This is a genomic window from Tatumella sp. UCD-D_suzukii, from assembly GCF_000611875.2.
In the GTDB taxonomy this organism is placed as follows: domain Bacteria; phylum Pseudomonadota; class Gammaproteobacteria; order Enterobacterales; family Enterobacteriaceae; genus Tatumella; species Tatumella ptyseos.
This window is the reverse complement of the sequence record NZ_JFJX01000064.1, coordinates 33,350-47,444: the sequence shown is the minus strand read 5'-3', so window position 1 is coordinate 47,444 and position 14,095 is coordinate 33,350. Positions and strand designations below refer to the sequence as shown.

Annotated in this window: 12 protein-coding genes and 6 tRNA genes; 9 read left to right on the top strand and 9 right to left on the bottom strand. The window is 52.0% G+C overall.

Features of this window, described 5'->3' with window-relative positions; translation table 11 throughout:
* The first annotated feature begins 51 nt into the window (after positions 1-51).
* The 3 genes from zipA to CG67_RS14105 are packed head-to-tail and all read left to right on the top strand — an operon-like array spanning position 52 to position 3,406.
* Positions 52-1,098, top strand: a complete 1,047-nt coding sequence (gene zipA, locus CG67_RS14115) for a cell division protein ZipA (RefSeq protein WP_025903580.1) — start codon at positions 52-54, stop codon at positions 1,096-1,098.
* A 59-nt stretch (positions 1,099-1,157) separates the two neighbouring features.
* Positions 1,158-3,179 (top strand): NAD-dependent DNA ligase LigA, encoded by a 2,022-nt coding sequence (gene ligA, locus CG67_RS14110; protein WP_025903579.1) that lies wholly within the window; start codon positions 1,158-1,160, stop codon positions 3,177-3,179.
* Between the two features lie 2 nt (positions 3,180-3,181).
* The gene (locus tag CG67_RS14105; protein ID WP_025903578.1) at positions 3,182-3,406 is read left to right on the top strand and encodes a DUF3820 family protein; all 225 of its coding nucleotides are present in this window, start codon (positions 3,182-3,184) and stop codon (positions 3,404-3,406) included.
* A gap of 18 nt (positions 3,407-3,424) precedes the next feature.
* Here the strand turns inward: CG67_RS14105 and CG67_RS14100 are convergent, their stop codons facing one another.
* The 4 genes from CG67_RS14100 to CG67_RS14085 all read right to left on the bottom strand — a co-directional run bounded on the left by CG67_RS14100 (position 3,425) and on the right by CG67_RS14085 (position 8,933).
* Entirely contained in the window at positions 3,425-4,972 is a 1,548-nt protein-coding gene (locus CG67_RS14100; RefSeq protein ID WP_025903577.1) for an efflux transporter outer membrane subunit, read from the bottom strand.
* Position 4,973: 1 nt separating this feature from the next.
* Positions 4,974-6,545 (bottom strand): DHA2 family efflux MFS transporter permease subunit, encoded by a 1,572-nt coding sequence (locus CG67_RS14095; RefSeq protein WP_025903576.1) that lies wholly within the window; start codon positions 6,543-6,545, stop codon positions 4,974-4,976.
* Positions 6,542-7,684 (bottom strand): HlyD family secretion protein, encoded by a 1,143-nt coding sequence (locus CG67_RS14090; protein WP_025903575.1) that lies wholly within the window; start codon positions 7,682-7,684, stop codon positions 6,542-6,544. The genes CG67_RS14095 and CG67_RS14090 overlap by 4 nt, the downstream gene beginning before the upstream one ends.
* 241 nt (positions 7,685-7,925) lie before the next feature.
* Positions 7,926-8,933 carry a bile acid:sodium symporter family protein gene (locus tag CG67_RS14085; RefSeq protein ID WP_025903574.1) on the bottom strand — a complete coding sequence of 336 codons (1,008 nt, stop codon included), beginning with the start codon at positions 8,931-8,933 and terminating at the stop codon, positions 7,926-7,928.
* Between the two features lie 91 nt (positions 8,934-9,024).
* On the opposite strand from CG67_RS14085, the gene CG67_RS14080 reads away from it, so the two are divergent.
* The 3 genes from CG67_RS14080 (at position 9,025) to nadS (ending at position 10,770) form a co-directional block, all read left to right on the top strand.
* Positions 9,025-9,945, top strand: a complete 921-nt coding sequence (locus tag CG67_RS14080) for a LysR family transcriptional regulator (protein ID WP_025903573.1) — start codon at positions 9,025-9,027, stop codon at positions 9,943-9,945.
* Between the two features lie 206 nt (positions 9,946-10,151).
* Entirely contained in the window at positions 10,152-10,484 is a 333-nt protein-coding gene (locus CG67_RS14075) for a type II toxin-antitoxin system RelE/ParE family toxin (RefSeq protein ID WP_025903572.1), read from the top strand.
* A gap of 1 nt (position 10,485) precedes the next feature.
* Positions 10,486-10,770 carry a NadS family protein gene (gene nadS / locus CG67_RS14070; RefSeq protein ID WP_025903571.1) on the top strand — a complete coding sequence of 95 codons (285 nt, stop codon included), beginning with the start codon at positions 10,486-10,488 and terminating at the stop codon, positions 10,768-10,770.
* Between the two features lie 196 nt (positions 10,771-10,966).
* Here the strand turns inward: nadS and CG67_RS14065 are convergent.
* From CG67_RS14065 to CG67_RS14050, 4 genes are all read right to left on the bottom strand, one after another.
* Positions 10,967-11,042, bottom strand: a tRNA-Lys gene (locus CG67_RS14065).
* Between the two features lie 3 nt (positions 11,043-11,045).
* A tRNA-Val gene (locus tag CG67_RS14060) sits at positions 11,046-11,121 on the bottom strand.
* A 28-nt stretch (positions 11,122-11,149) separates the two neighbouring features.
* Positions 11,150-11,225, bottom strand: a tRNA-Val gene (locus CG67_RS14055).
* 46 nt (positions 11,226-11,271) lie between these two features.
* Positions 11,272-11,347: transfer RNA gene (locus tag CG67_RS14050), tRNA-Val, on the bottom strand.
* A gap of 271 nt (positions 11,348-11,618) precedes the next feature.
* Here CG67_RS14050 and gltX point away from each other — a divergent pair.
* Entirely contained in the window at positions 11,619-13,034 is a 1,416-nt protein-coding gene (gltX, locus tag CG67_RS14045) for a glutamate--tRNA ligase (protein ID WP_025903570.1), read from the top strand.
* Positions 13,035-13,076: 42 nt separating this feature from the next.
* On the opposite strand, the gene CG67_RS14040 is transcribed toward gltX, so the two are convergent.
* Complete coding sequence (locus CG67_RS14040) at positions 13,077-13,433, bottom strand: YfeC-like transcriptional regulator (RefSeq protein WP_025903569.1); 357 nt, start codon at positions 13,431-13,433, stop codon at positions 13,077-13,079.
* 285 nt (positions 13,434-13,718) lie between these two features.
* Between CG67_RS14040 and CG67_RS14035 the strand changes: the two genes are divergently transcribed.
* Together CG67_RS14035 and CG67_RS14030 are read left to right on the top strand one after the other, a co-directional pair.
* Positions 13,719-13,794: transfer RNA gene (locus CG67_RS14035), tRNA-Ala, on the top strand.
* Positions 13,795-13,835: 41 nt separating this feature from the next.
* Positions 13,836-13,911: transfer RNA gene (locus tag CG67_RS14030), tRNA-Ala, on the top strand.
* Positions 13,912-14,095 lie beyond the last annotated feature (184 nt).

The window sequence follows — 14,095 nt, the reverse complement described above, 5'->3', positions numbered from 1 at the left end:
AAAGGTAAAGGTGCCTTTTTTAGGCAAAGTATTGGAACAACAGAGAATACAATGATGCAGGATTTGCGTCTGATATTAATCGTTGTTGGTGCGGTTGCCATCGTTGCACTTCTCCTGCATGGTCTGTGGACCAATCGTAAGGAGCGGTCTTCTGTATTTCGCGATCGCCCGCACAAACGTCTGAAACAACGTAACGATGATGATCTCAGCTTAGAGGAAGAAGAAGGTGTCTCTGATTTTCGCGCCAGTCGTGAATATGAGGAGGAGCCGGCTCCGGCTGAGAAACGTGCCACCCGCGCGCCTGAGGTTAAGCCTGCGCTGAAGAAATCACTGCGTGACCGGCCTGAACCTTCAGCCGATCCATTGATGGATGCCAGAACAGACTATGAAGCCGCGCAACCGGAGTTGAAGGCCGAAACCCATCAGCCATCAGTCAGTCCGGAGCATACGGAGTCTGTGGCGGATAATGCCTATGCAGCACCGGGCATCAGCAGTGTACCGAAAACGCCCGCGCAGGAGAGTGTTTCTGCACCACGGGAAGAGAAACGTACACCGCAGTCTGAACCTGCGTATGAGGCTGAAGTCGCTGAAGAGTCTGCAACGGAAGGTATGCCTTCTGAGGCTGACCCCTCAGTACCGGAAAGTGCCGACGCACCGGCAGCGGAAAACCAGGAAAGGGCCAAAGAAGCGGTACTGGTACTGCATGTTTCTGCCCATACCGGCGGAGAGCTGAATGGCGAGCCTTTATTACAGGCTATCCTGCAGGCCGGTTTCCAGTTTGGTGAAATGAACATTTTCCACCGGCATCTGAATCCGTCCGGCAGCGGCCCGGTACTGTTCAGTCTGGCGAATATGATGAAGCCCGGCTCTTTTGACCCGGAACAGATGGGTGACTTTACCACGCCGGGCGTTTCGATTTTCATGATGGTTCCTTCTTACGGGGATGCACATCAGAACTTCAAGCTGATGTTACAGTCCGCACAGCGTATTGCGGATGATGTGGGCGCGGTGGTCCTTGATGATGAACGCAGGATGATCACTCCACAGAAACTGGAAGTGTACAAAGCACGTATCCGGGAAGTTACTGAAATCGCTTAATCGTTAATTTGTCTCAATAAACCCCCGCTAGTCGGGGGTTTTTTATCTTATGGGGTTGTATGAATAACATCCGCCAACAGCTGAACCAGCTGCGCGCACAGTTGCGACATCACGAATATCTTTATCATGTGCTGGATGCACCGGAAATCCCTGATGCCGAATACGATAAACTGATGCAGGCGCTGAAAGCACTTGAAGAACAGCATCCCGAACTGATCACCCGTGACTCCCCGACCCAGCGTGTCGGGGCAGCTCCGCTGGCGGGGTTTGAATCTATCCGCCATGAAGTTCCGATGCTGTCTCTGGATAACGTCTTCGATGACCAGAGCTTTCTGGCATTTAATAAGCGTGTCTCGGAGCGGCTGAAAAGTAAGGACCCCGTGGAGTATTGCTGCGAACTGAAACTTGATGGTCTGGCCGTCAGCCTGTTGTATGAACAGGGGGAACTGGTACAGGCGGCCACCCGGGGTGACGGGACGACCGGCGAAAATATTACCACTAACGTCCGAACTATCCGTGCAATCCCTTTACGGTTAACCGGTGACGGTATTCCCGAGCGACTGGAAGTGCGCGGCGAAGTTTTTATGAACCAGAAAGGGTTTGAAAAACTGAATGAAAGCGCACGAAAAAGCGGTGCAAAAGTGTTCGCCAACCCTCGAAATGCGGCTGCCGGTTCCCTGCGTCAGCTTGATCCGAAAATTACCGAAAAGCGTCCGCTGACATTTTGTTGCTACGGGATTGGGGTCTCCGAAGGGGGAGAGCTGGCAGATACGCACTGGCAACGCCTGCAGCAACTGAAAAGCTGGGGGTTACCGGTCAATAATCACGTCCGGGTCTGTGATACACCGGAAAGTGTATTGGCGTTTTACCACCATATCGGTGAGCAGCGTCCTAAGCTGGGCTTTGATATTGACGGGGTCGTCATTAAAGTCAATTCTCTGGCATTACAGACGCAGCTTGGGTTTGTTGCCCGGGCCCCGCGCTGGGCGACTGCCTTTAAATTCTCCGCTCAGGAGCAGGTCACCACGGTTCGTGATGTGGAATTCCAGGTCGGACGGACAGGGGCAATTACGCCGGTGGCGCGTCTTGAACCGGTGCAGGTCGCCGGTGTCATGGTCAGTAATGCCACGTTGCATAACGCTGATGAGATAGAACGTCTGGGGATCCGCATCGGAGATAATGTCGTTATCCGTCGTGCCGGGGATGTTATTCCGCAGATTGTGAATGTGGTGCTCTCTGAACGCCCGGATGTCACGCAGGAAATTATCTTCCCTTCCCATTGTCCGGTGTGTGGTTCGGATGTGGAGCGTACCGAAGGTGAAGCCGTGACCCGTTGTACCGGCGGCCTGATTTGCGGCGCTCAGCGTAAAGAAGCCCTGAAGCATTTTGTTTCGCGCAGAGCGATGGATGTGGACGGGATGGGAGACAAGATCATCGACCAACTGGTCGAGAAAGAATATGTTCATACGCCGGCGGATTTGTTCCGTCTGACGGCCGGAAAACTGACCGGACTTGATCGGATGGGACCACGTTCGGCACAAAATGTCGTGGATGCGCTGGAAAAATCGAAGGATACCACGCTCCCCCGTTTTCTGTTTGCATTGGGGATCCGCGAGGTTGGTGAAGCAACGGCTCTGAGCCTGGCGTTACACTTCGGCGAATTACCGGCACTGATGGACGCACCTCTGGAGGCTCTGACAGAAGTCCCGGATGTGGGACCGGTGGTGGCCAGCCATATACGCCATTTCATGGATGAAGAGAGTAACCGTGAAGTGATCCGCCAACTGGTGGAAGATACCGGCATCCGCTGGCCGGCACCGGGGCGCGGAGCTACAACGCCGGCAGACGACAACCCGTTTGCCGGTAAAACCGTGGTGCTGACCGGTTCGCTGAGCCAGATGACCCGTGATGAAGCCAAAGACCGGCTGATCGCGCTGGGGGCGAAAGTGAGTGGCAGTGTCTCGAAGAAAACCGATTTGGTGATTGCCGGTGAAGCGGCAGGATCTAAGCTGGAAAAAGCCAATGCACTGGGCATTCAGGTCATTGATGAACAGCAAATGATTGATCTGTTGGGAGGCTGATTCTGGACAAGCAGGATCTTATTGCACTGGCCAATACCCGTATGCCCTTCGGAAAATATCAGGGACGGCTGCTGATTGACCTGCCTGAAGAGTACCTGTTGTGGTTTGCCCGCAAAGAGGTTTTTCCCGCAGGCCATCTTGGGGAATTAATGCAGCTGGCGCTGGTGATTAAGACAGAAGGGTTGCAGGGGCTGGTGGATCCGCTACGGAAAGGCACAGGGTACTGAGTACCCTGTGCCTGGCAGTTACTGTGCGGTGACGCCGGTTTTCGGGGTGGCTCCGAACACCGGATAATCCGGCAGTGATACGGCCTGATAGTTTTCCCAGCCACCGCCCAGCGCTTTGTACAATGCGACCAGGTCGGTGGCTGTCTGTGCACGGACACTGATCAACTGTAACTGTGTTTGTGCCAGCTGGCGTTGAGCATCCAGTGCATTGATATAGCTGCTGAGACCTTTTGAATAGCTTTCTTTGGCCAATGAAAATGCCTGTTGCAGGGCATCCGCAGAGGCTTGTAACGAGGTCAGTTGTTGCTGATCTGCACGGTAACTCACCAGTCCGTTTTCTACTTCCTGTAAGGCTTTTAGCACGGTATTTCTGTAGTCCAGAGCGGCACTCGCCTGAGACGCCCGGGCAAGCCTGACCTGAGACACCAATTGCCCTCCCTGGAAGATAGGCAGTGAGATCCCGGGGCCAATGCTATAAAAATGACTGCTCCAGTCATCAAGATAGCTGGCATCAGTATTCCTGACGCCCAACTGGCCTGTCAGTGAAATATCCGGAAAGAGCTGTGCAACCGAAACTCCGATATCTGCGGTACGGGCATGCAGTGTGGCTTCTGCCTCCTGAATATCCGGTCGCCGCCGGGCGAGCTCCGCCGGGACGCCGACGGAAATCATCGCGGGCAGGGCAGGTAACGGCTTCACTTGCTGTAGTTCGTTATCCAGCGTGCCCGGGGCTTTGCCCAGCAGCACCGCCAGTCCGTTCATGGCCTGACTGATTTGCGCCTGATATTGTGGTAGCTGCGCTTCAAGTGACGTCACCTGGGCAGTGGCGCTTTGCAGATCGGTGGCCGGGGCCAGGCCGTTCTGCATCTGACTTTCGGTCAGTTGCTGTGTCTGGCGGGCAATGGTGACCTGCTCTTCGGTAACCTGCGTCATTGCCTGAGCCGCACGTAACTGCAGATAGGTACGGGCGACTTCGGCTTCCAGTGAGACTAACGCATCATTACGTTGTTCGATAGCTGACAGCTGTTCGGCCTGTGCCATTTCTCTCTGTCGGCGCACTTTTCCCCAGAGATCCAGCTCCCAGCGGGTATCAAATCCGCCCTGATAAAAGTTCACACTGCCGGTCGCTGAATTGACCAACTGACTGCTTTCTTCGTTCAGATTGTCGTAGACACCGTGTGATTTAAGCAGCCCTTTCAGACCTTCCTGCTGGCGGGCATAGCTGGCCTGCGCACTGAGTGTCGGGAAAAAGCCTCCGGTCGCCTCGTTAACCTGTTCACGGGCGCCGGCGATCCGCAGTACCGTCTGTTGCAGGGTCAGGTTACCGGCAATCGCCCGCCGGATCAGACTGTCCAGTTGCGGATCATTAAAGTTCTTCCACCAGCTGACAGATGTATCGGCCGTTTCCGGACGGGATTGCTGAGTTGAGCTAAGATTGTGCCAGTTAGCCGGTAACTGATTTTCCGGGGCATGAAAATCCGGGCCCACGCTGCATCCTGCCAGTAACAGACTGACAAAAACGGCACTTAAGCGATAGCTGACAGATCGCATAGTAATTTCCTTCATTTTAATGGCCTCCGGCACTGCCTTCGCTTTTGACCGGTGCCAGCAATAAACAAAACGGTAACAGGATCAGGCCGATAATACAGAGGCCGAAAAAGACGTCCACATAGGCGAGAAAACGGGCCTGACTTATCATCTGCTGATAGAGTTGACCTGTGGCCAGGGAGGTCGCATTCCCGACGGCGTTTGAAAAGTTCTGTATCGCCTGTGCCATCTGGGACACCGCCTGATTAAATTGCTGGTTCAGAGGGGTCATATTGGCCGAGAGGTAGGCGGAATGCGTTTGTGACCGTTCGGTAATGGCTGCCGTGGACAATGAAATCCCGATAGAGCCAGCCACGTTACGGAACATGGTAAACAGTGCCGAGGCATCGCCGTTAAGCTTTTGGGGGATCGAGATAAATGCAATGGTCGTTAACGGTACAAACAGGAATCCCAGGCCGACGGATTGCATGCTACGCATAATCACCAGTGAGGTAAAATCGAGGTCAGGCGTCAGCATCATTCCCGAGTACAGAAACGAAAGAGCCAGACAGGCAAAACCAAACATAATAATGTAGCGGGTCTGCACTATCGGCATCAGTTTCAGCACAACAGGGATGGTCAGGATGACACAAATGGCCCCTGGTGTGAGTACCAGACCGGCGAGGGTTGCGGTGTAGCCCAGCTCCTGTTGCGCCAGTTGCGGGATAACGACCGAACTGCCGTAAAGGATAAACGCCATGCCTGCCATCAGTAAGCCTGAAACCCGGAAATTACGGTCCCGCATCACCAGAATGTCGACGACCGGTTTGCGGGTATACATCAGCCAGTAAACCGCGCCAGTGATCCCGATGACCGCCAGAGTGGCAAACAGAATAATAAAGTTCGATGAAAACCAGTCTTCATCTTCTCCGCGATCGAGAAAAACCTGTAAGCATCCCAGTCCAAGGGTAATGAGTCCGATACCGATGTAATCGATACTCAGAGTGCCTTTAGCCGCTTTTTTCTCCCAGGGCGGATCTTCCAGCAGCTGATAAATCGCCAGTGCAGTCATGACCCCGACCGGAATATTAATAAAGAAAATCCAGCGCCAGCTGAAGTTATCGGTGATCCATCCCCCCAGCGTCGGTCCGATAACCGGAGCGACAATGATGGCAATTGAGGATAAACCGAATGCCTTTCCCCGGTCTTTTTTACTGAAATAGTCCAGTAACACAGACTGCTGAACCGGCTGTAAACCGCCCCCGAAGAACCCCTGCAGGATGCGGAACAGAATCAACTGCCAGAGTTCGGTAGCCATGCCACACAGGAACGAGCAAAGCGTAAACATGACGATACATAACAGGAAGTAGTGTTTTCTGCCGAAGTACCGGCTCAGGAAGGCTGAATTAGGCAGGACAATACCGTTAGCCACTAAGTATGACGTCAGCACCCACGTTGATTCATCGTAACTCGATGAAAGCGACCCTGCCACATGGGGCAGGGCGACATTAACGATGGTGGTATCCAGTACCTCCATAAATACCGCCAGCGTTACCGTTAAGGCGACCAGCCAGGGGTTAGCTGACGGACGCCACTCCGCGGCACCACTCATTTTACGGTTACCTCAGGTTCTGCAGATAAGCCCAGCGGTAGCGGATGGTTAGGATCCAGTCCTTTATCAATAATAATTTTGACCGGCACGCGCTGAACGATTTTCACGAAGTTACCCGTGGCATTTTCAGCCGGGAAGGAAGAAAACCGCGAACCGGAACCCATCTGGATACTGTCAACATGGCCCTGCAGTTTCAGAGAGGGCCAGGCATCGATACTGATATCGACATGGTCGCCGGGTTTCATGGATTGCAGCTGGGTTTCTTTGAAGTTGGCGGTGATCCAGATGTCCGGGGAAACCAGTGAGAACATACTGCTGCCAGCCTGAACCAGGCTACCCTGATCGACATTACGTTTAGTCACAAAACCGGTATAAGGTGCCGTCACGCGGGTATAAGAGAGGTTGAGTTCAGCGGTTTCCAGCTGAGCTTTCGCCTGAGTGACCTGCTGTTTGCGGGCTTCAACATTCGTTTCCTGTTGGCGGATCTGCAGCGCGACCTGCGAGGCCACCGCAACCTGCGCCGTGGCATTCTGATATTCCGCCTGTGCAGAGCGCCATTGGGCCGTGGCACTATCAATGTTAGTCTGCGAGGTGGCTTTCGGGTCAACACCGTGCTGACGGCGATAGGCAGCGGTGGCATTGTTCAGTTCAGCACGGGCTCTGGCCTGGCTTGCGATAGCCTGTTCTTTCTGCGCCGGATACTGAACTTTGGCAAGAGCTAACTGAGCTTCGGCCTGTTGAAGTTGTGCATTCGCCAGTGCCAGTTGAGCCTGAGCCTGGTCACGCTGAGCGATGGCATCACGCGGATCAATAACGGCCAGCAAGTCCCCTTTATTGACCTTCTGATTATCTTTCACCAGTAACTGAGTCACATAGCCGGAGACCCGCGGAGAAACGATCACCGCGTTACCGTCGGTAAATGCATCATCTGTCGTTTCGATACCACGGTTCATCAGCCAGTAGACAACCGCTGCGATAATCACCACAACCACAATAATCGCCAGGATGACCAGGGGTTTTTTACCGGGGCGTTCTCGCTCATCCTCTGGCGGTGAATTCTCTTTCTTTTGCTGGTTACCCTGAGATGACGGGGTGGCAGCGTTCTTTCCCGCGCTCTCATCATGCGTCTGTTCGTTCATATCTGCTTTTGCCTTTAAAAAGTGAAAAGTGAAGCTCTGAAACGCTTTTAGTTCAGTTTATTATTGTCACTGAGGTGGTGAGGCTGACTCAACGGACTGATTTGCCGTAATAGCACAGCACTAATCATTGACAGAGATAACAGAAAAATCAATAGCGGGAAAAACCGAAAATAACGGTGCCGGGGCAGCACACATTATCAGATGCAGCGCAGGACCTGATGGTTTCTGCGCTGTGCCGGGATCACTTACCGGAGGAGGCGGCGGGAATTTGTTCCTGCTCAGCGGCCTTATCGTTAAGTTTTCGGTAATGACGGGCAATAAATGAACAGGCCATCAGCTGAACCTGATGAAAAATCATCAGTGGTAACACAATGATACCGATAGTACTGGCAGGAAACAGGATGTTTGCCATCGGCACACCGTTGGCCAGACTTTTCTTCGAACCACAAAACAGAATGGTGATTTCGTCCTGACGATTAAACCCGAAGCTGCGGGCTGCAATCACGTTAATAAGCAGCACGACGGATAATAATCCCAGACAACCGACGATGATCCACAGCATGGTTGCGAGGCTCACCTGATGCCAAATACCGTTAACCACGGCTTCGCTGAACGCGGAGTAGACCACCAGTAAAATAGACGTCTGATCCGTCTTACCAATCAGCGAGCGGTGTTTTTCTACCCAACTGCCTATCCAGCGACGGGAAAAATGTCCCAGCAGGAACGGAACCAGTAATTGCAGCATGATTTTCCCGATCTGTTCCAGACCGTTGCCAGGTGCATTACTGTGAACATGCATAACCAGCCCGACCAGCAGCGGAGACACAAAAATTCCCAGTAAGCTGGATGCCGAGGCACTGCACACGGCAGCCGCGACATTGCCTCCGGCAAGGGACGTAAAGGCAATGGAGGACTGCACGGTCGCAGGTAATATGCAGAGGTAGAGGAATCCGTTATAGAGATCCGCAGAGATGTTCAGTGGATGCCACCAGGCAAAAAGCAGACCGAGGATCGGGAACATAATAAAAGTACTGAACATGATCCACAGATGGAGCCGCCAATGGCTGCTGCCGGCAACTATTTTTTCCCGGGATAACTTTGCCCCATGCATAAAAAACAGTAATGCAATTGCCGCAGTGGTGAGCCATTCAAAAAACGGGACGAAACCGCCTTTTGCCGGCAGAAAAGTGGCCAGTAATACAGTAATGATGAGTTTGATCATCATCGGGTCAAGGCGTAGAAATCCCATCGTTATTTTCCGAACTGAAATAAAAAATATTGTGCGGTAACAAAGCTTAGAAATAAAATTAATTTATCGAACCTATATATGAATGAAATGCATGAATTATACCCTCAGGCAGTTGAAAGTATTTGTGGCAGTCGCCACCGAAGGCAGTTTCAGTCTGGCAGGGCAGAGGGTGGGGTTGAGCCAGTCTGCGGTCAGCCACAGTATTAAAGCGCTGGAAGCTGAGATTGGTGTCAAATTACTGGACCGGACGACCCGGGAAGTGCAGCTGACCCATGCCGGCCAGCAACTGGCATCGAAACTGAGTGTACAGCTGGAAGAGCTGAATACGACGTTACTGGAGTTACGACGTTACGGTGGTCAGCGCAGCGGCACGGTGAGGCTGGCCGCCAGTCAGACGATATCTGCACGGCTAATGCCCGCCTGCCTGGCGCAGGCGCGGCAACGCTATCCGGAGGTACGGCTGTTGTTACAGGACAGTGTTCAGCAGTCAGTTTTACAGAGTGTACTGAATGCCACGGTAGATTTCGGTATTGTCATCGATCCCTTGAACAGCGATGAATTTGAGATCCAGCCGATTCTGAATGATCCTTTTCTGCTGTTGTACCGGTCAGACGATCCGCTAAGTGTTCCGCCGGTGGTGCGTTGGGAGGATCTCCGGGATCGTGAGCTGGTATTGCAGGATTATGCATCCGGCAGTCGTGCACTGATTGATAACATTTTTCGCGAGCAAAAAATATCGCCCCGCGTGATCCAGCAGGTCGGCCACCCTGTGACACTCTATCCGATGGCAGAAGCCGGGATTGGTATTAGTATTCTGCCGGCGCTGGCATTGCCACTGCCCTCCGGTAGTCAGTTGGCTGTCAGACGGATCTACCCTGAATATCACCGCACACTGATGCTTATCCGGCGAAAAAACCGGTCGCTAAGTCCGGCGGCAGAAGCTATCTGGCAACTGGTCTGTGAACAGGCGGATTATCTGAGCAGCCACCGGGACTTTATCCCTGAACGCTAAGGGGATATGTGCCGGGGCCGGGACGACAACCCGTGAAATAAGCTGGCAGGGTAGCTGTGCTATCGGTAATACCTAAGCCGGGGAACAGGACCCGGGCCGAAAAATGCTACTTCACCATTCGTACCGATGCCAGGGAAGGAGTAATTACACCGGACTGGTAAAGTACAGATAAAGGAGTGCAGTGTCACCCTGGAAAGGAGTCCTTTATGGATCATTCGATTGAATTTATCGGGACGTCGCTTTTTACCCGGCAAATCCGGTTGATTGCCACGGATGATGAACTGAAAGCATTGCAGTGTGAACTGATTGAGTCCCCGGCTAAGGGCGACTTAATTCAGGGAACCGGCGGACTGAGAAAAGTCAGAATGGCGACCGGTCATCAGGGTAAAAGCGGCAGTGCCAGAGTCATTTACTTTCTGGCCACAGACGAGGTTATCTGGCTGGTGATGGCCTATCCGAAAAACACTAAGGACAGTCTGAGCGCGGCAGAAAAAGCGGTGCTGAAAAAACTGACCCGACAACTCAAAGGTGAGGTATAGCATGAACATTTTTAACGAACTGAAAACCTCTCTCGAAGAAGCCGTCGCCATCAAAAAGGGTGACACGTTACCGGCACGGGTAACCCGTTATAACGTGGCGGATGTTAAAGCTATCCGGGCGAAACTGAACGTTTCGCAGGCCGAGCTGGCGGCTGCTCTGGGTACCAGTCTTGATACGGTGAAAAGCTGGGAGCAGAAACGGCGTAATCCGACCGGACTGGCCGCGAAGGTTCTGGCGACCATTCAGGACGACCCGCATTACTTTAAGGTGCTGGCAGCACACTAAGAAATGACGGGGAAAGCGACAGGTAACCCGGCAGAAACGGTGCTTTACGGGTCACTTTAACGCCAGCAGAAAAGACAATGCCCCGGAACCCCGGGCGGGCGCAGATGAAAACTTTCCGGAACCGGACTGACACTGCGTAAACACTTACCGGAAAGCAGAAACGAAAAAAGCTCCCTGAGGGAGCTTTTTTCTGAATTGGTGGGTCGTGCAGGATTCGAACCTGCGACCAATTGATTAAAAGTCAACTGCTCTACCAACTGAGCTAACGACCCGTTTGGTGGGTGATGACGGGTTCGAACCGCCGACCCCCTCCTTGTAAGGGAGGTGCTCTACCAACTGAGCTAATCACCCGAAATAATTTACAGGGCTTTGTTGAATTTGGTGGGTGATGACGGGTTCGAACCGCCGACCCCCTCCTTGTAAGGGAGGTGCTCTACCAACTGAGCTAATCACCCAAATTCAAATTCTTTACCTGTTCCAGCGGGTTACCTACCTAAGTAGTGGTGGGTGATGACGGGTTCGAACCGCCGACCCCCTCCTTGTAAGGGAGGTGCTCTACCAACTGAGCTAATCACCCCCGCTGTGTGGAGTCGCATTATAGGGATAGTTGAATATGAGTCAACGCTTTTTCTGAATAAAATGTTCGTTCGTTTTAAAAATAGCCACCCTGCGGGGGTTTTAAACAAAACGGTGTTTTTTTTATCGCAAAACGCAGATTAAACAGTTTCAGAGGGTGAGCAATGATTGAGGATTCACTGCCAGGTGTTAAAATGAAGCGACTGAATTCCGCATTTATTTCTGGTTTTTGTCGTCAGTGATGATAAAACCGCGTCCTAAGGCAATGTTTAATGAAAATTAAGACTCGTTTTGCGCCAAGTCCTACCGGCTACTTACATGTGGGTGGTGCCCGTACTGCTCTTTATTCCTGGTTATACGCCCGCCACAATAAAGGTGAGTTCGTTCTGCGTATAGAAGACACCGATCTTGAACGCTCCACACCGGAAGCCATCGAAGCCATTATGGATGGTATGAACTGGCTGAACCTGGACTGGGATGAAGGTCCTTATTACCAGACCAAACGCTTTGACCGCTACAACCAGGTCATTGATGAAATGCTGGCTGCCGGAACCGCGTATAAATGCTACTGCTCTAAGGAACGTCTGGAAGCACTGCGTGAAACGCAGATGGAAAACGGTGAAAAACCACGTTATGACGGGCGTTGCCGTGACAGCCATGAGCATCACAGTGATGATGAGCCATGTGTGGTTCGTTTCCGTAACCCGCAGGAAGGTTCGGTGATCTTTGATGATCAGATCCGTGGCCCGATTGAATTCAGTAACCAGGAGCTGGATGATCTGATCATTCGCCGTACAGACGGTTCACCGACCTATAACTTTTGTGTGGTGATCGATGACTGGGATATGGAAATCACCCACGTGATCCGCGGTGAAGACCATATCAATAATACCCCGCGCCAGATCAACATCCTGAAAGCTATCGGTGCACAGGTTCCGCTCTATGCACACGTTTCTATGATCCTGGGTGATGACGGTAAGAAACTGTCTAAGCGCCATGGTGCCGTCGGTGTGATGCAGTACCGTGATGATGGATTTTTACCGGAAGCGTTACTGAATTATCTGGTTCGTATGGGCTGGGCGCACGGTGATCAGGAGATTTTCTCTGTCGCTGAAATGACAGAGCTGTTCCGTCTGGATGCTGTCAGTAAATCTGCGAGTGCTTTCAATACAGAAAAGCTGTTGTGGCTGAACCATCACTACATTAATACGCTGCCGGCAGAATATGTGGCGACCCAACTGCAATGGCATATTGAACAGCAGAACATCAATACCGCTGTCGGGCCGGAATTGCCTGCACTGGTTAAACTGCTGGGCGACCGTTGTAAGACACTGAAAGAAATGGCGGAAAGCTGCCGTTACTTCTATGAGGATTTTGATGCATTTGATGCAGATGCTGCGAAAAAACATCTGCGTCCGGTCGCGCGTCAGCCATTAGAGCGTGTGGCTGAGAAACTGGCGGCGATCTCTGACTGGACGGCTGAGAATGTTCATCAGGCCATTCAGTCTACGGCCGATGAACTGGAAGTGGGTATGGGTAAAGTAGGGATGCCATTACGTGTTGCGGTGACCGGTGCCGGGCAGTCTCCGGGACTGGATGTTACCGTTGCAGCTATTGGCCAGCAACGGAGTATCGCCCGTATCCATAAAGCCCTGGGCTTTATCGCTGAGCGCGAAGCACAGGCGTAATCATTGTCGATGTGCCGGAAACCTGTGGGTTTCCGGTCTTTATTATTCCCCGTCAGGGATATCCAGGCGTTGCAGCATTCCGCGGATCCCTTCACGAAGTAACAATCCGCTTAATTGTTCTTTTTCATGGCGTGTCATCTGACTTATACTGCTCAGTAGCAGGGTGGCCAGTGGATCTTTCTCGACAATATAGTTCCCTTTTGGCTCAGACACATGCCTGATGGAATCAAGGAATGTTTTCACTTCTTCATCGATGTGTATCAATCGGGCTTTGCCACCCTGAACACCAGGTTTCGGCAGGGTAGCCCAGCCTTCTCGCTTGATCCATTTATTGATTGTCTGGCGGCTATACCCTGTTTCCAGCGCCAGTTCTTCCGGAGTCATCCATTCCTTTTTCACACTGTTTTCCTTTCCTGGTTGATGTAACGATTTTATTTTACAATGAAAGGTAACTTGTACGTTAAAAAAAGAAAAGATTTCGTCATCATCCCTATGCACGGATTCACCTTTTATTGTGATCTATCACCCGAAGCCTGGAATTTTAAAGGGGATGACAGTGGTCTTACCCGCTGAATATGGTGGCTTTTTCAGCAGTTGCGCGCAGATCATAAATTTGCCGTTGACACCCATGCCCCGGTTTCATATTATGCCGTCCGTCAGGTCAGCCCTGACAATTTTCGGTCTGGGGGTATAGCTCAGCTGGGAGAGCGCTTGCATGGCATGCAAGAGGTCAGCGGTTCGATCCCGCTTATCTCCACCATTACTTCATCAGAAGTAACGCACCGAAAATGTTCCAGATGTGGGGGTATAGCTCAGCTGGGAGAGCGCTTGCATGGCATGCAAGAGGTCAGCGGTTCGATCCCGCTTATCTCCACCACTTCTTATTTTCTTATCCGTTTTTTTATTTCTTCACTATCATCCTGTTTATCATCTCTTTCAGATCCGCGTTTCTATTATTTAATTTCTTTTTAAACAGAGTGTTAGCCTGTTCACTGCACGCTATGTGACACCATTACGGCAAAGTCTGTATATCCTTCTCTGTAATCAGCTCCCGCTCAGTC

What these genes read in the sequence shown, in the direction of transcription:
- gltX (WP_025903570.1), top strand. Translation starts at nt 11,619, where the DNA reads ATGAAAATTAAGACTCGTTTTGCGCCAAGTCCTACCGGCTACTTACAT.
- CG67_RS14085 (WP_025903574.1), bottom strand. Translation starts at nt 8,933, where the DNA reads ATGGGATTTCTACGCCTTGACCCGATGATGATCAAACTCATCATTACT.
- zipA (WP_025903580.1), top strand. Translation starts at nt 52, where the DNA reads ATGATGCAGGATTTGCGTCTGATATTAATCGTTGTTGGTGCGGTTGCC.
- CG67_RS14090 (WP_025903575.1), bottom strand. Translation starts at nt 7,684, where the DNA reads ATGAACGAACAGACGCATGATGAGAGCGCGGGAAAGAACGCTGCCACC.
- CG67_RS14095 (WP_025903576.1), bottom strand. Translation starts at nt 6,545, where the DNA reads ATGAGTGGTGCCGCGGAGTGGCGTCCGTCAGCTAACCCCTGGCTGGTC.
- CG67_RS14080 (WP_025903573.1), top strand. Translation starts at nt 9,025, where the DNA reads ATGAATTATACCCTCAGGCAGTTGAAAGTATTTGTGGCAGTCGCCACC.
- ligA (WP_025903579.1), top strand. Translation starts at nt 1,158, where the DNA reads ATGAATAACATCCGCCAACAGCTGAACCAGCTGCGCGCACAGTTGCGA.
- CG67_RS14100 (WP_025903577.1), bottom strand. Translation starts at nt 4,972, where the DNA reads ATGAAGGAAATTACTATGCGATCTGTCAGCTATCGCTTAAGTGCCGTT.
- CG67_RS14075 (WP_025903572.1), top strand. Translation starts at nt 10,152, where the DNA reads ATGGATCATTCGATTGAATTTATCGGGACGTCGCTTTTTACCCGGCAA.
- nadS (WP_025903571.1), top strand. Translation starts at nt 10,486, where the DNA reads ATGAACATTTTTAACGAACTGAAAACCTCTCTCGAAGAAGCCGTCGCC.